The organism is Jatrophihabitans lederbergiae, assembly GCF_031845305.1.
Lineage (GTDB): Bacteria > Actinomycetota > Actinomycetes > Mycobacteriales > Jatrophihabitantaceae > Jatrophihabitans_A > Jatrophihabitans_A lederbergiae.
This window is the reverse complement of record NZ_JAVREH010000006.1, coordinates 76,407-98,847: the sequence shown is the minus strand read 5'-3', so window position 1 is coordinate 98,847 and position 22,441 is coordinate 76,407. Positions and strand designations below refer to the sequence as shown.

General features: G+C 69.9%; 20 protein-coding genes and 2 pseudogenes. 15 read left to right on the top strand and 7 right to left on the bottom strand.

The features are described from left to right. Positions 1–29 precede the first annotated feature (29 nt). Entirely contained in the window at positions 30–782 is a 753-nt protein-coding gene (gene dapB / locus RM423_RS06915; RefSeq protein WP_311422278.1) for a 4-hydroxy-tetrahydrodipicolinate reductase, read from the top strand. Beyond that, the gene (locus RM423_RS06910; RefSeq protein ID WP_311422277.1) at positions 779–1,255 is read left to right on the top strand and encodes a tetratricopeptide repeat protein; all 477 of its coding nucleotides are present in this window, start codon (positions 779–781) and stop codon (positions 1,253–1,255) included. Before dapB ends, RM423_RS06910 begins: the two co-directional genes overlap by 4 nt. Positions 1,256–1,332: 77 nt before the next feature. On the opposite strand, the gene RM423_RS06905 is transcribed toward RM423_RS06910, so the two are convergent. Next, complete coding sequence (locus RM423_RS06905) at positions 1,333–1,983, bottom strand: DUF2461 domain-containing protein (protein ID WP_311422276.1); 651 nt, start codon at positions 1,981–1,983, stop codon at positions 1,333–1,335. Between the two features lie 16 nt (positions 1,984–1,999). Beyond that, complete coding sequence (locus RM423_RS06900; RefSeq protein ID WP_311422275.1) at positions 2,000–2,539, bottom strand: GNAT family N-acetyltransferase; 540 nt, start codon at positions 2,537–2,539, stop codon at positions 2,000–2,002. Between the two features lie 52 nt (positions 2,540–2,591). Here RM423_RS06900 and RM423_RS06895 point away from each other — a divergent pair, with 52 nt between their 5' ends. The 4 genes and pseudogenes from RM423_RS06895 to RM423_RS06880 form a co-directional block, all read left to right on the top strand. Next, entirely contained in the window at positions 2,592–3,827 is a 1,236-nt protein-coding gene (locus RM423_RS06895) for a winged helix-turn-helix domain-containing protein (protein ID WP_396327624.1), read from the top strand. 124 nt (positions 3,828–3,951) lie between these two features. Beyond that, positions 3,952–4,605, top strand: a complete 654-nt coding sequence (locus RM423_RS06890; protein ID WP_311422273.1) for a nucleoside/nucleotide kinase family protein — start codon at positions 3,952–3,954, stop codon at positions 4,603–4,605. 4 nt (positions 4,606–4,609) lie between these two features. Continuing rightward, positions 4,610–5,512: a 4-hydroxy-tetrahydrodipicolinate synthase gene (gene dapA / locus RM423_RS06885; RefSeq protein ID WP_396327623.1), complete on the top strand. Its 903-nt coding sequence runs from the start codon at positions 4,610–4,612 to the stop codon at positions 5,510–5,512. A gap of 72 nt (positions 5,513–5,584) precedes the next feature. Beyond that, positions 5,585–8,161 (top strand): annotated as a pseudogene (locus RM423_RS06880) (DNA translocase FtsK 4TM domain-containing protein); the annotation flags it as partial. Positions 8,162–8,279: 118 nt separating this feature from the next. Here the strand turns inward: RM423_RS06880 and RM423_RS06875 are convergent. Next, complete coding sequence (locus RM423_RS06875; RefSeq protein WP_311422270.1) at positions 8,280–8,429, bottom strand: hypothetical protein; 150 nt, start codon at positions 8,427–8,429, stop codon at positions 8,280–8,282. Positions 8,430–8,502: 73 nt separating this feature from the next. Continuing rightward, positions 8,503–9,027, bottom strand: coding sequence for an amino-acid N-acetyltransferase (locus tag RM423_RS06870; protein WP_311422269.1), 525 nt, complete (start codon positions 9,025–9,027; stop codon positions 8,503–8,505). Between the two features lie 170 nt (positions 9,028–9,197). Here RM423_RS06870 and rimO point away from each other — a divergent pair, with 170 nt between their 5' ends. The 6 genes and pseudogenes from rimO (at position 9,198) to RM423_RS06840 (ending at position 13,902) form a co-directional block, all read left to right on the top strand. Next, entirely contained in the window at positions 9,198–10,613 is a 1,416-nt protein-coding gene (rimO, locus tag RM423_RS06865) for a 30S ribosomal protein S12 methylthiotransferase RimO (RefSeq protein ID WP_311422268.1), read from the top strand. Continuing rightward, a complete protein-coding gene (pgsA, locus tag RM423_RS06860; protein WP_311422267.1) occupies positions 10,610–11,212 on the top strand; it encodes a CDP-diacylglycerol--glycerol-3-phosphate 3-phosphatidyltransferase in 603 nt (200 codons plus the stop codon). The genes rimO and pgsA overlap by 4 nt, the downstream gene beginning before the upstream one ends. Further along, positions 11,209–11,791, top strand: a pseudogene (locus tag RM423_RS25455) (CinA family protein). Before pgsA ends, RM423_RS25455 begins: the two are co-directional and overlap by 4 nt. Positions 11,792–11,865: 74 nt before the next feature. Continuing rightward, complete coding sequence (locus RM423_RS06850; RefSeq protein WP_311422266.1) at positions 11,866–12,213, top strand: helix-turn-helix domain-containing protein; 348 nt, start codon at positions 11,866–11,868, stop codon at positions 12,211–12,213. Between the two features lie 90 nt (positions 12,214–12,303). Further along, positions 12,304–12,963 carry a TetR/AcrR family transcriptional regulator gene (locus RM423_RS06845; protein WP_311422265.1) on the top strand — a complete coding sequence of 220 codons (660 nt, stop codon included), beginning with the start codon at positions 12,304–12,306 and terminating at the stop codon, positions 12,961–12,963. A 99-nt stretch (positions 12,964–13,062) separates the two neighbouring features. After that, positions 13,063–13,902 carry a PspA/IM30 family protein gene (locus RM423_RS06840; protein WP_311422264.1) on the top strand — a complete coding sequence of 280 codons (840 nt, stop codon included), beginning with the start codon at positions 13,063–13,065 and terminating at the stop codon, positions 13,900–13,902. Positions 13,903–13,929: 27 nt separating this feature from the next. Here RM423_RS06840 and RM423_RS06835 read toward each other — a convergent pair whose 3' ends face one another. The 3 genes from RM423_RS06835 to RM423_RS06825 all read right to left on the bottom strand — a co-directional run bounded on the left by RM423_RS06835 (position 13,930) and on the right by RM423_RS06825 (position 20,284). Then, positions 13,930–14,718 carry a DNA-formamidopyrimidine glycosylase family protein gene (locus tag RM423_RS06835; protein WP_311422263.1) on the bottom strand — a complete coding sequence of 263 codons (789 nt, stop codon included), beginning with the start codon at positions 14,716–14,718 and terminating at the stop codon, positions 13,930–13,932. A gap of 3 nt (positions 14,719–14,721) precedes the next feature. Next, positions 14,722–19,380 carry an ATP-dependent helicase gene (locus tag RM423_RS06830; protein ID WP_311422262.1) on the bottom strand — a complete coding sequence of 1,553 codons (4,659 nt, stop codon included), beginning with the start codon at positions 19,378–19,380 and terminating at the stop codon, positions 14,722–14,724. A 265-nt stretch (positions 19,381–19,645) separates the two neighbouring features. Further along, positions 19,646–20,284 carry a GNAT family N-acetyltransferase gene (locus RM423_RS06825; RefSeq protein WP_311422261.1) on the bottom strand — a complete coding sequence of 213 codons (639 nt, stop codon included), beginning with the start codon at positions 20,282–20,284 and terminating at the stop codon, positions 19,646–19,648. A gap of 54 nt (positions 20,285–20,338) precedes the next feature. Between RM423_RS06825 and RM423_RS06820 the strand changes: the two genes are divergently transcribed. The 3 genes from RM423_RS06820 to RM423_RS06810 all read left to right on the top strand — a co-directional run bounded on the left by RM423_RS06820 (position 20,339) and on the right by RM423_RS06810 (position 22,398). After that, positions 20,339–20,530, top strand: coding sequence for a DUF3046 domain-containing protein (locus RM423_RS06820; RefSeq protein ID WP_311422260.1), 192 nt, complete (start codon positions 20,339–20,341; stop codon positions 20,528–20,530). 219 nt (positions 20,531–20,749) lie between these two features. Then, the gene (gene recA / locus RM423_RS06815) at positions 20,750–21,790 is read left to right on the top strand and encodes a recombinase RecA (protein ID WP_311422259.1); all 1,041 of its coding nucleotides are present in this window, start codon (positions 20,750–20,752) and stop codon (positions 21,788–21,790) included. Positions 21,791–21,801: 11 nt separating this feature from the next. Next, positions 21,802–22,398, top strand: a complete 597-nt coding sequence (locus RM423_RS06810) for a regulatory protein RecX (RefSeq protein ID WP_311422258.1) — start codon at positions 21,802–21,804, stop codon at positions 22,396–22,398. The last annotated feature ends 43 nt before the right edge of the window (positions 22,399–22,441 follow it).

Below are 22,441 nucleotides of genomic sequence, written 5' to 3'. Positions count from 1 at the left end.
CGGGAACCCCGGCCGGGAAGAGAGCTGACATGACCGAGCCCATCCGGGTAGCTGTCCTCGGCGGTCGTGGTCGGATGGGCGAGCAGGTCTGCGGTGCCGTCCGCGGTGCCGACGGGCTGGAGTTGGCCGCCGTCGTGGATGCCGGCGACGAGCTGACGGCGGTAATCGATGCGCGCGCGCAGGTTGTCGTCGACTTCACCCATCCCGACGCCGTGCTGGACAACCTCGCGTTCGCCATCGAGCACGGCCTGCACGCGGTGGTAGGGACCACCGGGTTCACCGAGCAGCGGTTGAACACGGTTCGAGGGTGGCTTGCCGAGCACCCCGAGGTGGGCGTGGTGATAGCCCCGAACTTCGGAATCGGAGCGGTGCTCTCGATGAAGTTCGCCCAGCTCGCGGCGCCCCATTTCGAATCCGTCGAGATCATCGAACTGCACCATCCGGGCAAGGCCGACGCACCGTCGGGCACCGCGACCCACACCGCTGCGCTGATCGCCGAGGCGCGCAAGGACGCCGGCCTGGGTGCCGTTCCGGACGCCACCACCTCGGAGGTTCCCGGCGCCCGCGGCGCGAACCTCGACGGTGTTCGGGTGCACGCGGTGCGCGCCACCGGGCTCGTCGCTCACCAGGAGGTGCTGTTCGGCACCGAGGGCGAGACGCTGACCATCCGGCACGACTCCCTCAACCGCTCGTCGTTCATGCCCGGCGTCGTGCTGGCAGTGCGCGAGGTGGGTCACCGGCCGGGGCTCACGGTGGGCCTGGACCCGCTGCTCGGCCTGTGACCCGTCCGCAGCGGCAGGCGTCGGGGCGGCGCCGCGGCAACCCGCTCTACACGGTCGGGCTGCTGGTGTTCGCCATGGCGGTGTACTTCGCCCTGATCGGCTATCGCGGCGTCTACCTGATCAGCCAGCACCAGTGGACCCTGAAGGTGCTGGGTGCCGCCGTCCTGGTACTGCCGCTGATCGGGATCTGGGTGGTCGTTGCCGAGATCCGTTTCGGCATGGCGAGCGAGCGACTGGGCCGCCGGTTCCGGGAGTCGGGTGCGGCCGCTGACCTGCCGGAGCTGCCTCGGCTGCCGTCCGGTCGTCCGGATCGCAAGGCCGCCGACGCCTGGTTCGACCGGCAGCGGGCGGTCGTGGAGCGGGCGCCCGAGGACTGGCGCGGCTGGTTCCGGCTGGCGCAGGCCTATGACCTCGCCGGCGACCGCCAGCGCGCCCGGTCGGCGCTCCGAACGGCGATCAGCAAGGCTGGTTAGCTCGGCGCCGCGGTCGAGGCATGGAGCACCAAGATCGCCCAGCCATCCCATGAACCACTTCAGCGCCTGCGCCTGATTCAGCGTCCCTGCTGGAGAGGCGCGTCGGAGGCGCCGACGTGCTTGTCGAGCCAGTCGATCAGCGGGTCCATCGCACGCCAGGCCCGCACGATCTCCGCCTTCGCCTCGGCCGTGGGCAGCCAGTCCGGAAAGCCGAAGTCCCGGGTGGCCACCACCGACTTGCGGCGGAGTTCCTCCTGGCGCGGGTGATCCTTGGGATAACCGGACGGCACCCGGGTGAGCTGCTCACCACCCACGACGAGTCTCGCCTTCTCTGCCCTGCTGATCGCCGTGAGCAGCAAGGCGCCGGCAACGTCGTCGGCGACCGCTCGCCGGTAGCGCGGCACCTGGTCGGATTCCAGCTGGAACATGCCGCCGCTGACGTACAACCCCGCGGCGGAGACATGAAAGTAGCGGCGGGACTCGGCGAAGTAGACGCCCTGGTGATCCTTGTACGGCGTCTTGTCCTTGGCGAAGCGCACGTCGCGGTAGGGCCGGAAGAACTTCGGCGCACCGAACTCACGTTCCAGTTCAGCCGCCAGCGCGGTCAGCGGCGCCTTGACGTGCTCGTCGTACAGGTGCTTGTGCGCGGTCCAGAACGACTTGGAGTTGTCGGCCTCCAGATCCTCGTAGAAGTCCAGCGCCGCAAAGGGGATTCCGGTGAAGCTCATAGCGGTCCTCGACGGATCAGTCGGCCAGCGACGCGTGCAGGCGGAGCTCGGCGACCGTACCGGCGCCGGTGTCCAGCTCGCGGCGCAGGCCGTCGGACTCCCAGCCGGCGCTGCGGTAGAACTCCAGGGACGCGGTGTCACCGGCCGCCACCCACGCGACCAGCCGGGTGACGCCGTCGGCCCGCGCGAGGTCGACCACCGCGGCGAGCAGCCGCGAGCCGTGCCCGCGCCGGCCCCACCGGGGCTCCACCAGCAGCACGGTGATGGCCGCGGTCGTCTCGGGGTCGGGGTCCTCCGGCTGCAGGTCGGCATCGGGCCCGAAGGCGGCGAAGCCCACCCGGGACTCGCCCTCCATCGCGATTAGGATGTGATGACGCATCGACGGCGGCTCGCTGACCGAGGCCAGCCACTGCGCCGCGAAGGTGTCCTGGTCCAGCGAGGCGAGCACCTGCGCCGGCAGGATGGTCTGGTACGCCGTCCGCCAGGTCTCGAGCTGGATCCGCGCTATCTCCGGCGCGTCGGTCGGGGACGCCGGACGCACGCTCACATCAGCCACCCCGACAGCCTACGGACGCGGCCTGCCGGCCGAGCGCGGGTGTCGGCGGTCCATGGTCAAATGGCGCGTGCCCCGATCCGATCTCTCCGCCGCGGCCGCCCGACGCATCGCGCTGGCCGCGCAGGGTTTCGGGCTGCCCCCCCCGCCCGACCCCAACACCGCCAGGCAGCTCCGCAAGGTCGTGAACACCATGGGGCTGCTGCAGTTGGACTCGGTCAACGTGCTGATCCGCTCCCACTACCTGCCGGTGTACGCCCGGCTCGGCCCCTATCCCCGCGACGTGCTCGACCGGATGACCGCGCACACCGCCGGATCGTTCAAGCGTGAGTACGTCGAGTACTGGGCCCACGAGGCGTCCCTGATCCCGCTGGACACCCATCCACTGCTGCGGTGGCGGATGGCCCGGGCCGTCGACGAGGCCTGGGGCAGCATCCAGCGCATCGCCCGCGAGAAGCCACTGCTGCTCGACGAGGTGCGCCGCAGGGTCGCCCAGGACGGGCCGATCCGCAGCGCCGACCTGGGCATCGAGCGCGCCCCCAGGGCGCCGGGGCAGATGTGGAACTGGCACGACGGCAAGGTGGCGCTGGAGCACCTGTTCTGGGCCGGCGAGGTCGGAGCGGCCCGCCGGGTGAATTTCGAGCGTCACTACGACCTGATCGAGCGGGTGCTGCCGGCGGCCGTCCATCAGCGGCCGACGCCGGCCAGGGAGGACGCCCAGCGGGAGCTGGTCCGGATCGCCGCCAGGGCGTACGGCATCGCCACCGAGGACGACCTGGGCGACTACTTCAGGCTGTCCAGGACGGACTCCAAGCGCCGGGTCGCCGAACTGGTCGAGGCGGGGGAGCTGCACCCGGTGACGGTGGCGGGCTGGAGCGCGCCGGCGTACCTGCACCCGCCGGCGCGCCGGCCGCGCCGGGTGCACGCGCGTGCCCTGCTGAGCCCGTTCGACCCGCTGATCTGGTACCGCGACCGGGCTATGCGGCTGTTCGGGTTCCACTACCGGATCGAGATCTACACCCCGGCGGCGCAGCGGCGGCACGGCTACTACGTCCTGCCGTTCCTGCTCGGCGAGACGCTGGTGGCTCGGGTGGATCTCAAGGCTGACCGGCAGGCGGGTGTGCTGAGGGTGCAGTCGGCCTGGGCCGAGCCCGACGTCGACATCCGCTACGTCGCCGAGCAACTGGCCGAACAGCTGCGCGAGCTGGCCGGTTGGCTCGGTCTGGACGGCATCGACGTGACCGGGCGAGGTGACCTCTCACCCGCACTGGCCGCGGTTGTCAGCGGCTGAGGCCAGCGGCTGAGGGTGAGCGGCTGACGGTCATCGGTGACGACACTGGAACACTGGCTGCAGGACCAGGCAGCCGTCCGAAAAAGCTCGAGAGCGTCGCTGTGGACGCTGGTTCGGAGGCACGATGCTCACCACCTTCGCCGAGGCCGTCAGTTCCGCCAGCGCGCTGGCGGAACTGGGCGGCCGACGAATTCTCGGGCTCACCGGGCCACCTGGGGCGGGCAAGTCGACCCTGGCCGGCCGGCTGGCGGACGTGCTCGGCCCTGGCCGGGTTGCCCTCGTCGGCATGGACGGCTTCCACATCGCCGATCAGGAGCTGCGCCGAATCGGCCTGCGCGACCGCAAGGGCGCGCCGGAGACCTTCGACCGCGCCGGTTACGCCGCGCTGCTCCGGCGACTGCGTTCCGAGCCCGGCACCGTCTACGCGCCCGCCTTCGACCGGGACATCGAGGACTCCATCGCGGCGGCCGTCGCGGTTCCCGCCGAGGTGCCGCTGGTGATCACCGAGGGCAACTACCTGCTGCTGTGGCCCGAGCTGCGGCCCTCGCTGGATGAGGTCTGGTACCTCGACCCGCCGGCCGGTGAACGCCTCGACGCCCTCATCGCCCGGCACATCGCGTTCGGCAAGACTCCGGAGCAGGCGCGGGACTGGGTACTCGGCTCCGACGAGCGCAATTCCCAGCTGGTCGCCGGGCACCGCCGCGGAGCGGACCAGGTGCTCGGCTGGTTCGACACCAGCACGGCCGCGCTTGATGATCGCGACGGGGCACGACGGTAGCGTTATGGCCATGTCGACGACTGCCCCCTCACGTCCGCTGGGCCGCCTGCTCACCGCGATGGTCACGCCCTTCGACGTGGCCGGCGATCTCGACCTGGCGGCGGCCGTCGCGCTGGCCACGCACCTGGTCGACGAGCAGGGCAACGACGGGCTCGTGCTGAACGGGACGACCGGCGAGGCGCCCACCACCAGCGATGTGGAGAAGGCCGAGCTGGTGGCCGCGGTGGCCGACGCGGTGGGGGACCGGGCCGTCATCGTGGCGGGCGTCGGCACCTTCGACACCGTGCACTCGATGCACCTGGCCGACCAGGCCGCGAAGGCGGGGGCGCAGGCGCTGCTCGTCGTCGCGCCGTACTACTCCCGCCCGCCGCAGGACGGACTGCTCCGCCACTTCCGCGCCGTCGCGGACGCCACCGACCTGCCGGTGGCGATCTATGACATTCCGAAGCGGTCGGGCGTTGCGGTCGAGACCGAGACCATGATGGCCCTCGCGCAGCACGAGCGGATCGTGGCCGTGAAGGACGCCAAGGGCGATATCGCGGCCGCGGCCCGGGTGCTGGCCGAGACCGGCCTCGCGTACTACGCCGGCGACGACGCGATGGTGCTGCCGATGCTGTCGATCGGCGGAGCGGGCGTGATCGGCACCTCCACGCACTTCTCCGGTGCCGGCACCAAGGCGCTGATCGAGGCCTACGACCGCGGCGATGCCGCCGAGGCGCTCCGGCTGTACCGCGAGCTGCTGCCCATCTACACCGGCATCTTCCGTACCCAGGGGGTGATCCTGGTGAAGGCGGGGCTGACCCTGCGGGGGCGCTCGGCGGGACCGGTCCGGCTGCCGATGGTCGAGGCCACCGAGCACGAGCTGAGTCACCTGCGCCAGGATCTGGCCGACGCCGGGCTCGGATAGCCCCAGCAACCCGCGCCTGCCCGCGCCGGTGTCGTGGCTCCTCAACTTGGGGTTGAGCGTTACGGTTACCGGGTGGCAGGCACATCTGGAACCAAGACTCGTTCGTCGGCGCCGAAGAAGGCGCCGGCCGCTGGCCGTTCCCGGGGCGCGAGCACCCGCCCGCCCGCCGGCCGGTCCAGCCGCGGGGCGACCGCGGCAAAGCCCGGTCCCCGCAAGAAACAGCCACCACTGGCGGGTGTCGCCCGAGCCGTCAGCCAGGTGTGGCACGGCCTCGGCATGGCAGCCGGCACCCTGGCCCGCGCGGTCGGCAGGAATGCCGCCAGTGCCCGCGAGCTCGATCCGGCTCACCGCCGTGACGGTGCCGGCCTCGCTGTCTTCGCGCTGGCGCTGATCTCCGGCGTCGCCCTGTGGTTCCACGCAGCCGGCGCGTTGGGCGATGCCATCACCGGCCTGTTCCGCCTGATCATCGGCAATGCCGCGATGGTGCTGCCGCCACTGCTGCTGGCCTGGTCGATCCACCTGCTCCGTCAGCGCCCGCAACCGGAACGGCGCGGCCGGCTACTCGTCGGATGCGGCGCAATCCTGCTGACCCTTACCGGCATGCTGCACCTGTGGGCCGGTTCCCCGCAGCGCGAGGCCGGCTGGGCCCACGCCGGCGGCGTGATCGGCCTGCTGGCGGGTGAGCTGGAGCGGGTACTGCCGGCGAGCCTCGTCCTGCTGGTCCTGTTCCTGCTCGGGGCGTTCGGCACCCTGGTGGTCACCGCGACGCCCCTCAACCAGCTGCCCGAGATCGTCCGGGGACTGTTCGTCCACTCCGCCGGGAAAGGCGAGGACGCGCCCCACCAGAGCGTCGCGGAGCGGCTGCACCTCAAGCGGCACCCGGCTCAGGATCAGGACGAGCAGCCCGGCGACGATGCGGCCGACTCGGAGATCGACCCGTTCCTGGCGGACCCCTTCCCGGCCGCGGGTCGCCCCGCCACCAAGCGCCGTGCGGCCAAGGCCGCGCAGCAGGAGCAGGACCCGGCCGAGTTCGACGCCGCGACCGAGATCCTGCCGGACCCGGCCACCGCGGAGGTCGACGCCGAGGCCGCCCGCAAGCCGCGGCGCCCACGCGTCGTCAAGGCACCGGTCGAGGAGGACCTGCCCCCGATCAGCCGTCCCACCCAGCTGGAGCTCAACGGCGGGGCCGGGATGTACACGCTGCCCTCCGCCGACATCCTGGGCGCGGGCAGCCAGCACCTGGAGCACACCAGGGCGAACGACGAGGTCATCGCGGCGCTGTCCCAGGTCTTCGACGAGTTCAACGTCGACTGCGCGGTGACCGGTTTCAGCCGCGGCCCGACAGTGACCCGGTACGAGGTCGAACTCGGCCCCGGTGTGAAGGTCGAGCGGATCACCCAGCTCACCCGCAACATCGCCTACGCCGTCAAGAGCCCGGACGTCCGGATCATCAGCCCGATCCCCGGCAAGTCGGCGGTCGGCGTCGAGATCCCGAACACCGACCCCGAGATCGTCATGCTCGGTGACGTGCTGCGCTCCAACGTGGCGTTGCGTGACCACCACCCCATGCTGGCCGCGCTGGGCAAGGACGTCGAGGGCGGCTTCGTCGTCGCCAACCTGGCCAAGATGCCGCACCTGCTGGTGGCGGGAGCCACCGGAGCCGGAAAGTCGTCCTGCATCAACTCCCTGATCCTGTCGGTGCTGACCCGAGCCACGCCGGACCAGGTACGGATGGTGCTGATCGATCCCAAGCGGGTGGAGTTCGCCGCCTACCAGGGCATTCCGCACCTCGTCACCCCCGTGATCACCAATCCGAAGAAGGCCGCGGACGCGCTGGCCTGGGTCGTGCGCGAGATGGACATGCGCTACGAGGACATGGAAGCCTCCGCCGTCCGGCACATCGACGACTTCAACCGCAAGGTGCTCAACGGCGAACTCACCGCCCCGCCCGGCAGCGAGCGCGTCTACACGCCCTACCCCTACCTGCTGGTGATCATCGACGAGCTCGCCGACCTGATGATGGTCGCCCCGCGCGACGTGGAGGACGCCGTAGTCCGGATCACCCAGCTCGCCCGGGCCGCCGGCATCCACCTCGTCATCGCGACCCAGCGGCCCTCGGTCGACGTCGTCACGGGGCTGATCAAGGCGAACGTGCCGTCCCGGCTCGGCTTCAAGACCTCCTCGGTCACCGACTCCCGGGTCATCCTGGACCAGCCGGGTGCTGAGAAGCTGCTCGGCAAGGGGGACGGGCTGTTCCTGCCGATGGGCGCGTCGAAGCCGGCCCGGATCCAGGGCGCGTACGTCACCGACGCCGAGATCAACGCGATCGTCGCGCACTGCAGGGAGCAGTTGCAGCCGACCTACCGCGAGGACGTCACCGCACCGGTCGCGGCGAGCAAAGAGATCGACTCCGACATCGGCGACGACCTCGACGTGTTCCTGCAGGCGGTCGAGCTGGTGGTGTCGACCCAGTTCGGATCGACGTCGATGCTGCAGCGCAAGCTCCGCGTCGGTTTCGCCAAGGCCGGCCGACTGATGGACCTGATGGAGTCACGCTCCATCGTCGGCCCGTCTGAGGGCTCCAAGGCCCGGGACGTGCTGGTCAAGCCGGACGAGCTCGCCGGCCTGATGTACACCCTGCGCAACGGCGGTACGGCCGACGACCTGGTGGACGACGAGGGCGACGACCCGGACGAGGACGGATCCAGCGAGCCCGCGCCGTTCTGATAGCCGTTCTGATCAAGCCGTTCTGATCAAGCCGTTCTGATCAGCGGGCGAGGTGGCGTGCCAGGTAGCAGACCCGGCGCAGGGTGAGCCGGGCGCGCTGGGTGCAGGCGTGGCGGCCGACGCTTGCCCGTACCTTCGCGGGCTCCGTCCACCGTGCCGACTGCGGGCGGGTCAACTGGATCTCGGTCACTACCAACACCTCCGGGCCACACCGTAGCGGCACCGGTGTCCTCGGTCGCGTTCCGACGGCGGCGTGTCGCCGCTCAGAGCACCAGCAGCATCCGGGCGTTGCCGAGCGTGTTCGGCTTGACGTATTCCAGGTCCAGGAACTCCGCGATCCCGGCGTCGTAGGAGCGCCGGAGCTGGGAGTAGACCTCGGGCTCGACCGGCGTCCCCTCGATCTCGCAGAAGCCGTGCCGGGCGAAGAACCGGGTCTGGAACGTCAGCGCGAACAGCCGCTCCAGGCCCAGCTCGCGGGCGGTGGCGATGAGCTGGGACAGCAGCTGGTCACCGATCCGCTGGCCACGGCACTGCGGGGCGACGGCCAGCGTGCGGATCTCGGCGAGGTCCTGCCACAGCACGTGCAGCGCGCCGCAGCCGACCACCTCCCCGTCCAGCTCCGCGACGAGGAACTCCTGCACCATCTCGTACAGCGTGACGGTGTCCTTGGCGAGCAGCAGCCGCTGCCCGGTGTAGGTGTCGATGAGGCCCTTGACCGCCGGGATGTCGAGGGTGCGGGCGCGTCGCACCCGCACTCGCTCGGCGACGGGGACGCTGCTGTCGGGCATCACCGCACCATACTCAGCGGCGATCTTCACGGTCCCAGCCAGCCGATCCCAGCCGGCCGGTCCCAGCCGGCCGGTCCCAGCCAGCCGGTCTGTCGGCAGCCGCGCTCGCGATGAGATCGGAGTGCCGTAGCCGGACGGCGGCACGGCCAAGCCCAGGTAACCTCGTGTTTGTGTCTCATCCGCCCCCCGGGGTGCAACCCAGCAGCGTCGCCATCGTCACCCTCGGCTGTGCCCGAAACGAGGTCGACTCCGAGGAACTGGCCGGAACGCTGGCCGCCCGCGGCTGGCAGCTCAGCGAGTCCGAGCTGGCCGACGTGGTCGTCGTCAACACCTGCGGTTTCATCGACTCCGCGAAGAAGGACTCGATCGACACCCTGCTCGCCGCTGCCGAAGGCGGCAAGAAGGTGGTCGCGGTCGGCTGCCTGGCCGAGCGTTATGGCGAGAAGCTCGCCGACGCCCTGCCCGAGGCCGACGCCATCCTCGGCTTCGACTCCTACGCGAGGATCGACGAGCACCTGGACGACGTCCTCGCCGGGCGCGCGATCGCCCCGCACACCCCGGCGGATCGCCGCACGCTGTTGCCGATCAGCCCTGCGCAGCGTCCCCGGGCGGTGACCGAGGTAGCCGTTCCGGGGCATCAGTGGGGCCCGACCACGGCACGCAAGCGGCTGGACGACTCGCCGGTGGCCTATCTCAAACTGGCGTCCGGCTGTGACCGCCGCTGCACGTTCTGCGCCATCCCGTCCTTCCGTGGCGCGTTCGTCTCGCGGGCGCCGGAGGACATCCTGGGTGAGGCCAGCTGGCTGGCCGACCATGGCGTGCGTGAACTGGTGCTGGTGAGCGAGAACTCGACGTCCTACGGCAAGGACCTCGGCGACCTGCGTGCGCTGGAGTCGTTGCTGCCTCGACTGACGGCCGTTCCGGGCATCGAGTGGGTCCGGGTCTCCTACCTGCAACCGGCTGAGCTGCGGCCGTCCCTGCTGCAGGCTCTCGGCTCGACACCGGGCGTGGTGCCGTACTTCGACCTGTCCTTCCAGCATGCGTCCACCCCGGTGTTACGCCGGATGAAGCGCTTCGGTTCCACCGAGTCCTTCGTCGGCCTGCTGGACCAGGCGCGGGCACTGGCGCCGGCGGCCGGCTCACGCAGCAACGTCATCGTCGGCTTTCCCGGTGAGACGGAGGACGACGTCGCAGAGCTGGAGCGCTTTCTCACCCTCGCCCGCCTCGATGTCGTGGGTGTGTTCGGCTACTCCGACGAGGACGGCACCGAGGCCGAGCAGTTCGACGGCAAGCTGGCCGACGACGTCATCGCGTCGCGGGTGGAGCGGGTGGCCGCCCTCGCCGACGAGCTCGTCAACCAGCGTGCCGAGGACCGGATCGGCGAGACGGTCGAGGTTCTGGTCGAGCTGATCGAGGACGGTGAGGTGACCGGACGGGCCGCCCATCAAGCTCCTGAGACGGACGGCGCGGTGACGCTCACCGGAGCCACCGACGGGCTGCGGCGCGGGCAGCTGGTGAGCGCCGTGGTGGTGGACAGCGAAGGAGCTGACCTGATCGCCGACGTGGTGCCCGGCTCGGTGCGATGACTGGGGTCGATCCGGTGGCGGACCCGCTGGCGCTTCCGGCGACCACCGTGTCAGCGTGGAACATCGCCAACGGATTGACCATGCTGCGGCTGGTGCTGGTGCCCTTCTTCGCCGCGGCGCTGTTCCATTCGGGCGGCCGTTCCGAGGGCTGGCAGGTGATCGCCTGCGTCATCTTCGCGGTGGCCAGCCTCACCGACCGGATCGACGGCGATCTGGCCCGCAAGTACGGGCTCATCACCGAGTTCGGCAAGCTGGCCGACCCGATCGCCGACAAGGCGCTGATCGGCACGGCGCTGGTCGGCCTCTCCATGCTGGGCGAGGTGTCGTGGTTCGTGACCGTGGTCATCGTGGTCCGTGAGGTGGGCGTGACCCTGCTGCGATTCTGGGTGATCCGGCACGGGGTCATGCCGGCGAGCCGGGGTGGCAAGGTGAAGACGCTGGTGCAGGCGGTGGCGATCGGACTGCTGGTGCTGCCGCTCTCGGGCGGCTGGCACACGGCCGCCACCGGCGTGATGGTGGTGGCGGTGCTGCTCACGGTGATCACCGGCCTGGACTACGTCGCCCGCGCCCTGAAGATGCGCAAGGTGGTGCGCGCATGACGCCCGAGCAGTGGAGTGACCGGTTGGCCGAGCTGCATGCCGCGCTGTGGACCAGGCACCAGACGGTCGCCGTCGCTGAGTCGCTCACCGGCGGCCTGCTTGCCGGCGAGCTGACCCGGACGCCCGGCGCCAGCGCGTCGTTCCGGGGCGGGCTGGTCGTGTACGCGACCGACCTCAAGTCGCGGCTGGCCGGGGTGAGCGAGAGCCTGCTCGCCGAGTGCGGCGCGGTGGACCCGAAGGTGGCCTATCGAACTGGCCCGCGGCGTCCGGGAGCGGCTGTCCGCTACCTGGGGCGTCGGAGTCACCGGTGTGGCCGGTCCCGAGCCGCAGGACGGCCGTTCCGTGGGCACCGTGTTCGTCGGCATCGTCGGCCCCCGCGACGGTGCGCTTCACGAGTCGGTGTCCGAGCTGAATCTCGCGGGCGACCGGAACACCATCCGGTCCGAAACCGTTGAACAGGCAGTTGCTCTTCTGGGCGGCTTGGTTCTCGACCGCGCCGGAAGCTCGGCGAACTTTAGCGACGTTCGCTTTGAGCAAACTAATGAACTGGCCGAGCACCGACGCGGGTGCGCGGACTAGCATTGAGTCAGACGGCGAGCACTCGCCGTTTGTCTTTGACGGGCACGTGATCGACTGACGAAGGGGTTCGCGAGATGGCAGTTCTGCGCCATGTGGTTGGCGAGACCCTCCGTGCGGTCCGCCTTCGGCAGCGCCGCACGTTGCGCGAGGTGTCGGCGGCGGCTCGGGTGAGCCTTGGTTACCTGTCAGAGATCGAGCGTGGCCACAAGGAGCCATCGTCGGAGTTGCTCGCCGCGATCTGCGACGCGCTCGACGTGCCGCTGTCCGAGGTGTTCCTCTCGGTCTCCGACACGCTGCGCCGTCAAGAGCTCATGGCTGAGCGCGCGACCGTGCTGGGATCGCGCCGTGGCGCTCCGGTGCTCGCCCCCACGATCGGCTCAGACGGCCCGAAGGTCCGGTCGCTGCCGAACGTCGCCGCCTGACCTGGCGAAGTCTCAGGCGCGGGTCTAGACCCTGGGCGTGTCGCGCGTCGACCTACCCGGGCTGAGCTGCTATCCGCCTAACTTCGAGACATGGCATCCCAGAGCTCGTCCCACCGGCGGGACCCCATGGCCGACGCACTGTTCCCCACTACCGGCTCCGGAGTCGCTCCGCTCGGCGCACCGCCGCGATCGGCCGTCTCGCGGGTCGCCGCGTCCCGCGCCGTCGCGGGTGCGTCCCGCTCAGCTCATGCGATGGCCCGGAGCCGGACCGCGATCCTCGACGGAGCGCGCCAGGCGGTCGCTGCCGACGGCGGGAAGATCACCATGGCCCAGGTCGCGACCACCGCGGGTGTCGCCAAGGCCACCCTCTACAACCACTTCCGCACCCGTGAGGACGTGCTCACGGCCCTGCTGATGGACGAACTGCGGGGCCTGGCGGGCTCGCTGGCCGGCCTGGAGCTCGACGAGGCGCTGACGAAGGCCGCGACCGCTGTTTCGGAGCACCCGCTGCTCGAGGCGCTCGGTGGCCAGGACATGACCACGCTGGCCGCGCTCGCCCGGGTGGACGTGCGCACCCCTGGCTGGGCGCTGGTCGCCGAGGCGGTCGAGCGGATGCTCGTCGAGGCCGGTCGCGGCGGTACGCCGACGGTGCTGCGCTGGCTCTCGTCCTTCGTCATCGCCCCGGCTGAGGACCGCGATATCGCCGGTGACGTGGCGGTCCTGCTGGCCGGGTTGCCGTCCACCCGCTGAGCCTGAGCCGTAGGCTTTGGACCGTCGCCGCCCTCATGAGGCAAACTGGGTAGGCACGATCAATCGACATCGGGCTTGACTGGAAGGTCGAAGAGGACAATGGCAAACGGTTTCGCCAAAGCCTGGAACTACGTGGCTGCCTGGTTCGGCGCCAAGGTCGACGAGAAGGCCGACCCGAAGATCCAGATTCAGCAGGCCATCCAGGACGCCCAGCGCCAGCACGCCCGGCTCTCCCAGCAGGCGGCAGCGGTCATCGGCAACCAGCATCAGCTCGAGTTGAAGCTCGATCGCCAGCTCGCCCAGATCGAGGACCTGCAGGCGCAGGCGCGGCAGGCGCTGGTACTCGCTGACCGGGCTCGCGCCGGTGGGGACGAGGCCAAGGCGGCGGAGTTCGAGCAGACGGCGGGGGTGCTGGCCAACCAGCTGGTCACGGCGGAGTCCTCGGCGGCCGACCTGAAGCAGCTGCACGACCAGTCGATGGGCGCTGCCCAGCAGGCGCGCCAGGCGGTGCAGGACAACTCGATGCTGCTCCAGGAGAAGCTCTCCGAGCGGACGAAACTGCTCAGCCAGCTGGAGCAGGCCAAGATGCAGGAGCAGGTGTCGGCGTCGCTGAACTCCATGAGCGAGCTCGCGGCACCCTCGAACACCCCCTCGCTGGAGGATGTCCGGGACAAGATCGAGCGCCGGTACGCCAACGCGCTGGGCCAGGCCGATCTGGCGACCAACTCGGTGCAGGGCCGGATGCTGGAGGTCAAGAAGGCCACGACCAACATGGCCGGACAGGCGCGGCTGGAAGAGATCCGGGCCTCGCTGGCGGGCGGATCGGCGTCGGGAAACGCCGGCGCGGTACAGGCGGAGTCACAGCCGGCCATCGAGAACCACGGCACGGCGCCGGGTCAGAGCCAGTCGGCCGCCCAGCGGGCCGAGACCCAGGACTAGCCCCAGCTCACTCAGTGGGTCGCACGGTCAGCTCGGCGGTTGGCAGCTCGGGCAATAGAAGGTGATCCGCTCGGTGGCGGGATCGCGGCCCTGCTCCACCTGCACGATCGGCGTGCCACACCGTCGGCAGCCCTTGCCGCGCCGGCCGTACACCCAGTATTGCTGACCCGGCTGACGCCAACCGGTGGTGGAGCGGTTGTAATCGCCGAGGTTGCCGCGCAGCAGCCTGGCTGAATCGTCCAGCACCGTCCCCAGGTCGGGCACCTCGCCGACCGGCAGGTACGGGTTGATCTTGTTCAGGAACAGCACCTCGCTCTTGTAGACGTTGCCGATTCCGGCCGCGAGCCGCTGGTCGAGCAGGGCCTCGCCGATGGGCGCATCCGGCCGCTCCGCGAATCGGCGCAGCGCCTCGGCGCGGTCGAAGTCGGGCGTGACGAGGTCGGGTCCGAGGTGACCGACGAGCTCGTCCTCGGCTGAGGTCTGCACCAGTTTCAGGTCATGCAACCGGAATCCCGCGGCGAGCCATTGAGCGTTGCCGACCAGCGCGCGGATCTCGAAGTCCCTGCCCTTCGGACGGCTGCGTGCCGGACCGACCCGCCAACCGCCGTCCATCCTGAGGTGGCTGTGCAGCGTGCTGCCGTCGGAGAAGCGCATCAGCACGTGTTTGCCGCGCGGGGTCACGTCCAGGACGGTGGTGCCGACCCGATCCGCGAGGGCCAGCGTCGGCACGCGCAGATCGAACGTGGTGACGGCACGTCCGGCAAGCGCGGAGTGCAGCCGCCGGCAGGTGACAAAAACGGTATCGCCCTCGGGCACGGGTCAGGCCCGCATTCTCAGACCTCGGGGCGACGGCCGGAAGCCCGCGGCCTGCAGCGCCTCCCCCAGCGGGGACCCGGTGATCGGATCGCCGTTGTCGGATTCGACGTGCAGCCTGCCCAGCGCGCCGGCCCGGGCGCTCATCGCCAGGGCCTCGGCCGCCATGCTGAGGATCGAGGCGTCGGTGGTGAAGGACAACAGGGTCTTGGCGCCGCGTTCGACGTACAGCGCGCAGTCGCCGTCGACCAGGACCACAAGGGCACCGGCCTTGCGGGCCGGCTGGTGCCCCCGCTTGCCGGCGTCCAACTCGGGCTGGTGGACCCGCTCCGGCCAGTCCAGGGCGGCGCCGTACGGATTGGCGGGATCGGTCGCGGCCAGGACGATCGCCTCGCCGGGGGGACCGGAGCGCCGCTCGTGGGCCGCGACCAGGCCGCGCAGCCGGTCGATCGCCCCGGTCAGCCCGAACTGAGCCGCGCCCAGCCCCTCCACGAAGTACCCCCGCCGGTAGCGGCCGGCGTCCTCGGCTTGGCGCAGCACCGGGTACACGGCGGAGAACCCGCCGACCACACCTTCGGCCGCGACCTCGCCACGCGTCAGGATTCCGTAGCGGTCGAGCAGCACATCCGTGCGCATCACGGCGCGCCGGGTCTCATCGAGGGACCGCTCCGGCAGCCGCGACCACCGGCCGGGCAGCGCCGACGACGGTGGCCGGCTCTCCGGGACCGGCCCTGGCCCGGGTCGGCCCAGCCGGCCGTACCGGGACCGGGGCGCCGCCGGCCGCCGGTTGTGCGCGGTCTTGCCGCCACTCAGCCGGGCTCGCACCGGAGCCAGCGTGTCGTTGGTGACCGCGCCACAGAACACCAGGTCCCAGATGGCTCGGGCGATGTCGGCCTCCGAGGTCCGGCCCTGGCCATCGGCGTTATCCACTGTGAGGCTTGCTGTCCTGGAGGTCTCCGTCGTGTAGATTGCCGCCGTCGAGCGGATCGCTGTAGTCGAGCGGATCGCCGCGGTCGACCGGATCGGCGACGAGCTCGTCGCCGAAGGCTGGCCGGCTGCAGCGGAAGCCGCCACGCCCGCCGGCAGCTCGGCGCGGACCCGGTCGACCAGGGCCCGAAGGAACAGCGCCTGGTCACCCTCCAGGGCCGCCAGGATCGACTTGTGCAGCTCGGTGAGTTCGATGTCAACCACGGGAGGCAGCAGCTCGGCGGCGACGTCGGCCGGTGCCAGGGCGATCCAGCCGTCGTTTCCGGCCAGCGAACCGGCGCCTGACCACAGCACCTCACCGGAACTGGTCAGCTCATCGAGCATCGCGGGGGAGTAGTCGGCCACTCGTGCGGGCAGCACCAGGCTTTCCAGCGCACTGGCTGGTACCGCGACTCCGGCGAGCTGTTCGACCGCCCGGGCGAGGCCGTCGATGCCCCGGCTGCGGCGGCCGCCGCCCACACCCTGCCATTCCGGCAGGAACTGGGCCAGGACGGCCTGCGGGGCCGGCTCGACCTCGCGGCGCAGCGCGGCCAGCGAACGGCGCCGAATGGTGCGCAACATCGTGGCGCCACAGAACTGGCGACCCGCCTGTCCCGGGCTGAACTCACCGGCCATGACCTGGCCGGTCGCGACGAGCCGCTCGTAGCCGGCCTGGACTACGGCCGCGCCCAGGCCGAGTCGGGCCGCGGGCTCGGCTACGACGAACGGGCCGTGGGTCCGCGCGTACCGCGACAGCAGATCACCGAGCGGGTCGGCCACCAGTTCGGTGAACGCCTCGGGGATTCCGACGGGCAGGGCCACTCCAAGCGCGTCTCGGACCCGGCCCGCGTCTTCGATGGTGATCCACCGGGCTTCACCGGCGATGCGCACCTCGATGATCCGGCGGGCGGCCCTGAGCTGATCGAGGTCGGCCGGTGTGGCGCCCCGGGCGATCGCCTCGTCCGTGGTGAGGTCACCGACCTCGCGCAGCAGGTCGTGCGTCTGGTCGGGGCCGCTGACCCGCCTGGTCTCGCTGAGGCGCTGGGCGTCGGCAATGGACTCGGCGATGGCAGTCTCGTCCAACAGATCCCGCAGATCCGGCGAGCCCATCAGCTCGGCGAGTAGCGAGGTGTCCAGCGTCAGCGCCTGCGCCCGGCGCTCGGCCAGCGGGGCGTCGGTGTCGTACAGGAACATTCCGACGTAGCTGAACAGCAGCGACTGGGAGAACGGCGAGGGGGTGGACGTCTCGACCTCGACGACCCGGATCTGGCGAGACTCGATCTGGCGCATCAGCTCGGTCAGGCCGGGCAGGTCATAGACGTCCTGCAAGCACTCCCGCATGGCCTCGAGGACGACCGGGAACTGGCCGTAGTCACGCGCGACCTGCATCAGTGCATTGGCCCGCTGGCGCTGTTGCCAGAGCGGCGCGCGCCGGCGCGGGTCGCGTTTGGGCAGCAGCAGGGACCTCGCCGCGCACTCCCGGAAACGGGAGGCGAACACCGCGGAGTTGGTCACCTCGGCGGTGACCAGCGATGTGATCTCGCTCGGGTCGAACGCCGTGAGTTCCGCGCCGGGCGGCTCGGCGGTGGTGTCGGGCAGCCGCAGCACGATGCCGTCGTCGGAATGCATCGACTGCACGTCGAGACCGTGCCGCTCACGCAAAGAGGCTGAGATCGCCAGCGCCCACGGCGCGTTCACCGGCGCGCCGAAGGGGGAGTGCACGACCAGCCGCCAGTCACCGAGCTCGTCGCGGAACCGCTCGACCACGATGGTCCGGTCGGTCGGCAGGTGCCCCGTCGCGGCCCGTTGTTCGGCGAGGTAACCGACCAGATTGCCGGCGGCCCACTCGTCCAGCCCGGCGGCACGGGCACGGTCGATCGCCTGGTCCGGGGCGGCGCTGCCGAGCTCACGTACGAAGGCGCCCAGGGCCCGCCCGAGCTCCACCGGCCGGCCGAGCGAATCCCCTTTCCAGAACGGCATCTTGCCGGCCTGACCCGGTGCGGGGCTGACCAGCACCCGGTCGTGGGTGATGTCCTCGATCCGCCACGAGGAAGAGCCCAGCAGGAACACCTCGCCGACCCTGGACTCGTAGACCATCTCCTCGTCGAGCTCGCCGACCCGCCGGCCCGGCCCGTCCGCCGAGGCGAGGAAGACTCCGAACAGCCCGCGGTCGGGGATGGTGCCGCCGGAGGTCACCGCCAGGCGTTGGGCACCGGCCCGTCCGGTGAGGGCTCCCGTCACCCGATCCCACACCAGCCTGGGCCGGAGCTCGGCGAAGGCATCTGAGGGATACCGTCCGGCCAGCATGTCCAGCACCGCCTCGAGGGCCGAGCGGGGAAGGGTCGCGAACGAGGCGCTGCGGCGTACGAGCTGCTCGACCTCGTCGACGGTCACCGTGTCCAGGGCAACCATGGCGACGATGTGCTGGGCAAGGACGTCGAGTGGGTTGCGGGGGTAGCGCAACGACTCGATCTGGCCGCCGCGGATGCGTTCGGCGACGACCGCGCACTCCAGCAGATCACCGCGGTATTTGGGAAAGATGACGCCTCGCGACTCCGCCCCGACCTGGTGCCCGGCACGGCCCAGCCGCTGCATCCCCGCGGCCACGGACGGCGGCGATTCCACCTGAACCACCAGGTCGACGGCGCCCATGTCGATGCCCAGTTCCAGGGACGACGTCGCTACGACGGCGGGAATTGCACCGCTCTTCAGCTCTTCTTCGACGATCTGGCGCTGCTCGCGCGACACCGAGCCATGGTGGGCCCGGATGTTCGGCACGCGGTCCGGGTCCCGTTCGGCCGCGAGATCGTTCAGCCGGGCCGTCAATCGCTCGGCCAGCCGGCGGGAGTTGGCGAACACGATGGTGGAGTGGTGGGAGTCGATCAGGTCGAGCACCCGCTCTTCGACATGTGGCCAGATCGAGGACCGACGCTGCGGGTCCTCGGCCGGGTCGGGCTGGCCGTCGCCCAGTTGGCCGAGATCCTCGACGGGCACGACGACGGAAAGGTCGAGTCGCTTGACCGTCTTAGGTGCCACGATCGTGACGGGCCTGCCGCCGGCGAGGAACGTGGCGACCTCGTCGATCGGCCGGACTGTCGCGGAGAGTCCGATTCGTTGCGCCGGCCGATCGAGCAGCGCGTCCAGTCGCTCCAGCGTGACCGCCAGGTGCGCGCCTCGCTTCGTCGCGGCAACCGCGTGCACCTCGTCGATGATCACCGTCTCGACGCCGGCCAGCGCCTCACGGGCAGCGGACGTGAGCAGCAGGAACAGCGACTCAGGCGTGGTGATGAGGATGTCGGCGCCGTGCCGTGCGAACGCGCGCCGATCCTCCGGGGAGGTGTCTCCCGAACGGGTCGCGACCCTGATGTCGGGCTCGGCAAGATCCAGCCGCCGAGCGGCTTGGGAGATGCCGACGAGGGGTGAGCGGAGGTTGCGTTCGACATCCGCGGCGAGCGCCTTGAGCGGGCTGACGTACAGCGCCCGGCAACGGCGCCTGGGATCGTCGGGTACGGGCAGCGCGGCGAGCCGGTCGATGGCCGAAAGGAACGCGGCCAGTGTCTTGCCCGACCCGGTGGGAGCGACCACCAGCGTATGTTCGCCCTTGCCGATCGCCTGCCAGGCGCCAGTCTGGGCATCGGTCGGCCGATGAAAGGCGCCCTCGAACCAGGCGGCTGTGGCCGGGCCGAATAGAGCATCCATGTATCTAGTGTGCCCGCGCCCTATGACAACCCCTGCCAACCCTGCCAGCCCTGCCAAACCTGCCAACCGGCCAAACCTGCAAACCTGCCAACGGGCCAACCGGCCAACCGGCCAACCGGCCAACCGGCCAACCGGCCAAACCTGCAAACCTGCCGACCGGCCAACCGGCCAACCGGCCAACCGGCCAAACCTGCAAACCTGCCGACCGGCCAAACCTGCAAACCTGCCGACCTCGCCAACGTCGCCGACCTTGCCCCAGTACGGCTCAGCGCTGAAGTCGGGCGTGCAGTTGCTGCTTGACAGCCGGCCAGTCATCGTCGGTCATCGCGTACTGGGCGCTGTCGCGCCAGGTGCCGTTGGCTCGGATGCGGTGCTTGCGCAGCACCCCCTCGCTCGTCGCGCCCAGCCGCTCGATGGCTCGCCTGGAGCGTTCGTTGCGCACATCGGTGTGCCAGACGACACGAGCCGCGCCGAGCGCCTCGAAGGCTTCGGTGAGCATCAGCAGCTTCGATTCGGTGTTGTGCCCGGTGCGCCACCACGGCATGCCCAGCCAGGTGTAGCCGATCGCCAGCGCGCGGGCGGCGGGGTTCACCTCGTAGAAGCTGGTCGTTCCGATGAACTCTCCCGTGCTGGCGTCGAGCTGCGCGTAGGGCAGTCGCTCACCTCGGGACCGTGCCGCCAGAGCGAGCACGACCTCGGCCCGGGCCGCATCCTCCGTGGCGGCCGGGGCCGGACTGCCGAGCCACTGGTACACGGCTGCCGCGCCGTCCTGCGCGTGCAGTGCGGTACGAAAGCCGGCGGCGTGCTCGATCTGCAGCGGAACGAGTCTGACCTTGGTTCCGCTGAGACAGCTCTGGGCGTACCAGCGGGCGGGATCGGGGGCGGGCGAGGCGGGAACCGGCATGGTCGAATCCTGCCTCACCGCGGTGGCCGGGGGCACGCGCATTACCCTGGACCGGTGCGACTGAGTGATTTCTGGAAGCGGATGGAACAGCGCTTCGGTGATGGCTACGCCTCTTCGGTCGCGGCCGACTACCGGCTGAACGCTCTGGGAGCCACGGTCAACGAGGCCATCGAGCGCGGCGACTCGGCGAAGTCCGTGTGGCGCGCGGTGTGTGAAGAGTTCGACGTACCGCAACGCTTGCGCTGAACGTCTGACCGCTTGCGGTGAAAGACGGAGCGGTTGCGCCGACACGACGCCGCAGCTGCTTCATCTTCCGCGTGTCTAAACCCAATCGAACATGTGTTCGGCTATGCTGTGGATAAGCGCACGGTGGTCCACAGATCTGCTTGTCCGGCAAAACTGTCGGCGCCCAGCTCTAGCGTCGCAGTTACGTGATGAACACCGAAAACGAGAGAGGTACCAGACATGGCCACAGCATTTGACCGCGACAAGGCTCTTGAAGTCGCGCTGGGTCAGATTGACAAGCAATTCGGCAAGGGCTCGGTGATGCGGCTGGGCGAGCGACCATACGTCCCGATCGAGGTCATTCCCACCGGCTCCATCGCCCTCGACATCGCCCTGGGTATCGGGGGGCTCCCGCGTGGCCGAATCGTCGAGATCTATGGCCCGGAAAGCTCCGGTAAGACGACCGTCGCACTGCACGCCGTCGCCAATGCTCAGGCAGCCGGCGGCGTCGCCGCCTTCATCGACGCCGAGCACGCGCTCGACCCCGAGTACGCCCGGGCCTTGGGCGTAGACACCGACGCCCTGCTGGTAAGCCAGCCCGACACCGGCGAGCAGGCGCTCGAAATCATGGACATGCTGATCCGCTCGGGCGCACTGGACATCATCGTCGTCGACTCGGTGGCGGCTCTCGTTCCGCGCGCCGAAATCGAGGGCGAGATGGGTGACAGCCACGTGGGCCTGCAAGCGCGTCTGATGAGCCAGGCGTTGCGTAAGATCACGGGCGCCCTCAGCAACTCCGGCACCACCGCGATCTTCATCAACCAACTGCGCGAGAAGATCGGCGTCATGTTCGGGTCGCCCGAAACCACGACCGGTGGCAAGGCGCTGAAGTTTTACTCATCGATCCGGCTTGATGTCCGTCGCATCGAGACCTTGAAGGACGGCGGCGACGCAGTCGGCAACCGCACCAGGGTCAAGGTCGTGAAGAACAAGGTTGCGCCGCCGTTCAAGCAGGCCGAGTTCGACATTGTCTACGGCCAGGGCATCAGCCGCGAGGGTTCGCTGATCGACGTCGGTGTCGAGCAGGCGATCGTCCGTAAGTCCGGCGCTTGGTATACCTATGACGGTGATCAGCTCGGACAGGGCAAAGAGAACGTCCGCAACTTCCTCCGCGATAACCCCGACCTCGCTGATGAGATCGAGAAGAAAATCAAGGAGAAGTTGGGCGTCGGGGCGGTTGTGGCCGAAGATGCCGCACTGCCCGCGCCGGTCGACTTCTGAGAGGACGAGTGATGGGCCGACGAGCTTCAGCGGGCGGCAGGCCTCACCCGTCGCCCGCTGAAGCTCGGAGTAGACGTGCCGATGAAGCAGCTCGCCGCATAGCCGACGACCCAGACGAAGAGGCGCGCGCGATTTGCCTGCGCCTGTTGACGATGCGGGCTAGAACGCGGGCCGAGTTAAGCGACGCACTGACCTCGCGACAGGTTCCCGACGAGGTAGCTGCGCGAGTTCTTGATCGGCTCAGGTGGGTTGCTCTCATTGACGACGTAGCGTTTGCCGCCAGCTTTACGACCGCCGTGCACAGCTCCCGTGGGTTGGCGGCGAACGAGATCAAGCGGCAACTGCGCGCCAAGGGTGTCGACGACGACCTGGCCAAAACGGCGGTGATCGCCATCGATGCCGACCGCGAGCGAGAGACAGCGGCCAAGTTGGTGCAGCGCAAGGCCAAGTCGATGGGCAAGCTCGAACCCAACGTCAAGACCCGTCGGCTCGTGGGGATGCTTGCTCGCAAAGGCTATTCACCTGGCGTGGCATATCAGGTGGTCCGTGAGGTTTTAGGTGAGCTGTCGGCTGAAGTACCGAGCGACGACACTGCACGGCTTGCTTGACCCTGTGCCCGTTCGTTCATAGCCTCACATCATCAGGAGACAG

Excerpts from the sequence above, each read along its gene's own strand:
- RM423_RS06825 (WP_311422261.1), bottom strand. The coding sequence starts at position 20,284 with ATGCCGGTTCCCGCCTCGCCCGCCCCCGATCCCGCCCGCTGGTACGCC.
- dapA (WP_396327623.1), top strand. The coding sequence starts at position 4,610 with ATGGCCATGTCGACGACTGCCCCCTCACGTCCGCTGGGCCGCCTGCTC.
- dapB (WP_311422278.1), top strand. The coding sequence starts at position 30 with ATGACCGAGCCCATCCGGGTAGCTGTCCTCGGCGGTCGTGGTCGGATG.
- RM423_RS06890 (WP_311422273.1), top strand. The coding sequence starts at position 3,952 with ATGCTCACCACCTTCGCCGAGGCCGTCAGTTCCGCCAGCGCGCTGGCG.
- RM423_RS06905 (WP_311422276.1), bottom strand. The coding sequence starts at position 1,983 with ATGAGCTTCACCGGAATCCCCTTTGCGGCGCTGGACTTCTACGAGGAT.
- RM423_RS06850 (WP_311422266.1), top strand. The coding sequence starts at position 11,866 with ATGGCAGTTCTGCGCCATGTGGTTGGCGAGACCCTCCGTGCGGTCCGC.
- recA (WP_311422259.1), top strand. The coding sequence starts at position 20,750 with ATGGCCACAGCATTTGACCGCGACAAGGCTCTTGAAGTCGCGCTGGGT.
- RM423_RS06870 (WP_311422269.1), bottom strand. The coding sequence starts at position 9,027 with ATGCCCGACAGCAGCGTCCCCGTCGCCGAGCGAGTGCGGGTGCGACGC.
- RM423_RS06830 (WP_311422262.1), bottom strand. The coding sequence starts at position 19,380 with ATGGATGCTCTATTCGGCCCGGCCACAGCCGCCTGGTTCGAGGGCGCC.
- pgsA (WP_311422267.1), top strand. The coding sequence starts at position 10,610 with ATGACTGGGGTCGATCCGGTGGCGGACCCGCTGGCGCTTCCGGCGACC.
- RM423_RS06840 (WP_311422264.1), top strand. The coding sequence starts at position 13,063 with ATGGCAAACGGTTTCGCCAAAGCCTGGAACTACGTGGCTGCCTGGTTC.
- RM423_RS06845 (WP_311422265.1), top strand. The coding sequence starts at position 12,304 with ATGGCATCCCAGAGCTCGTCCCACCGGCGGGACCCCATGGCCGACGCA.
- RM423_RS06810 (WP_311422258.1), top strand. The coding sequence starts at position 21,802 with ATGGGCCGACGAGCTTCAGCGGGCGGCAGGCCTCACCCGTCGCCCGCT.
- RM423_RS06895 (WP_396327624.1), top strand. The coding sequence starts at position 2,592 with ATGGTCAAATGGCGCGTGCCCCGATCCGATCTCTCCGCCGCGGCCGCC.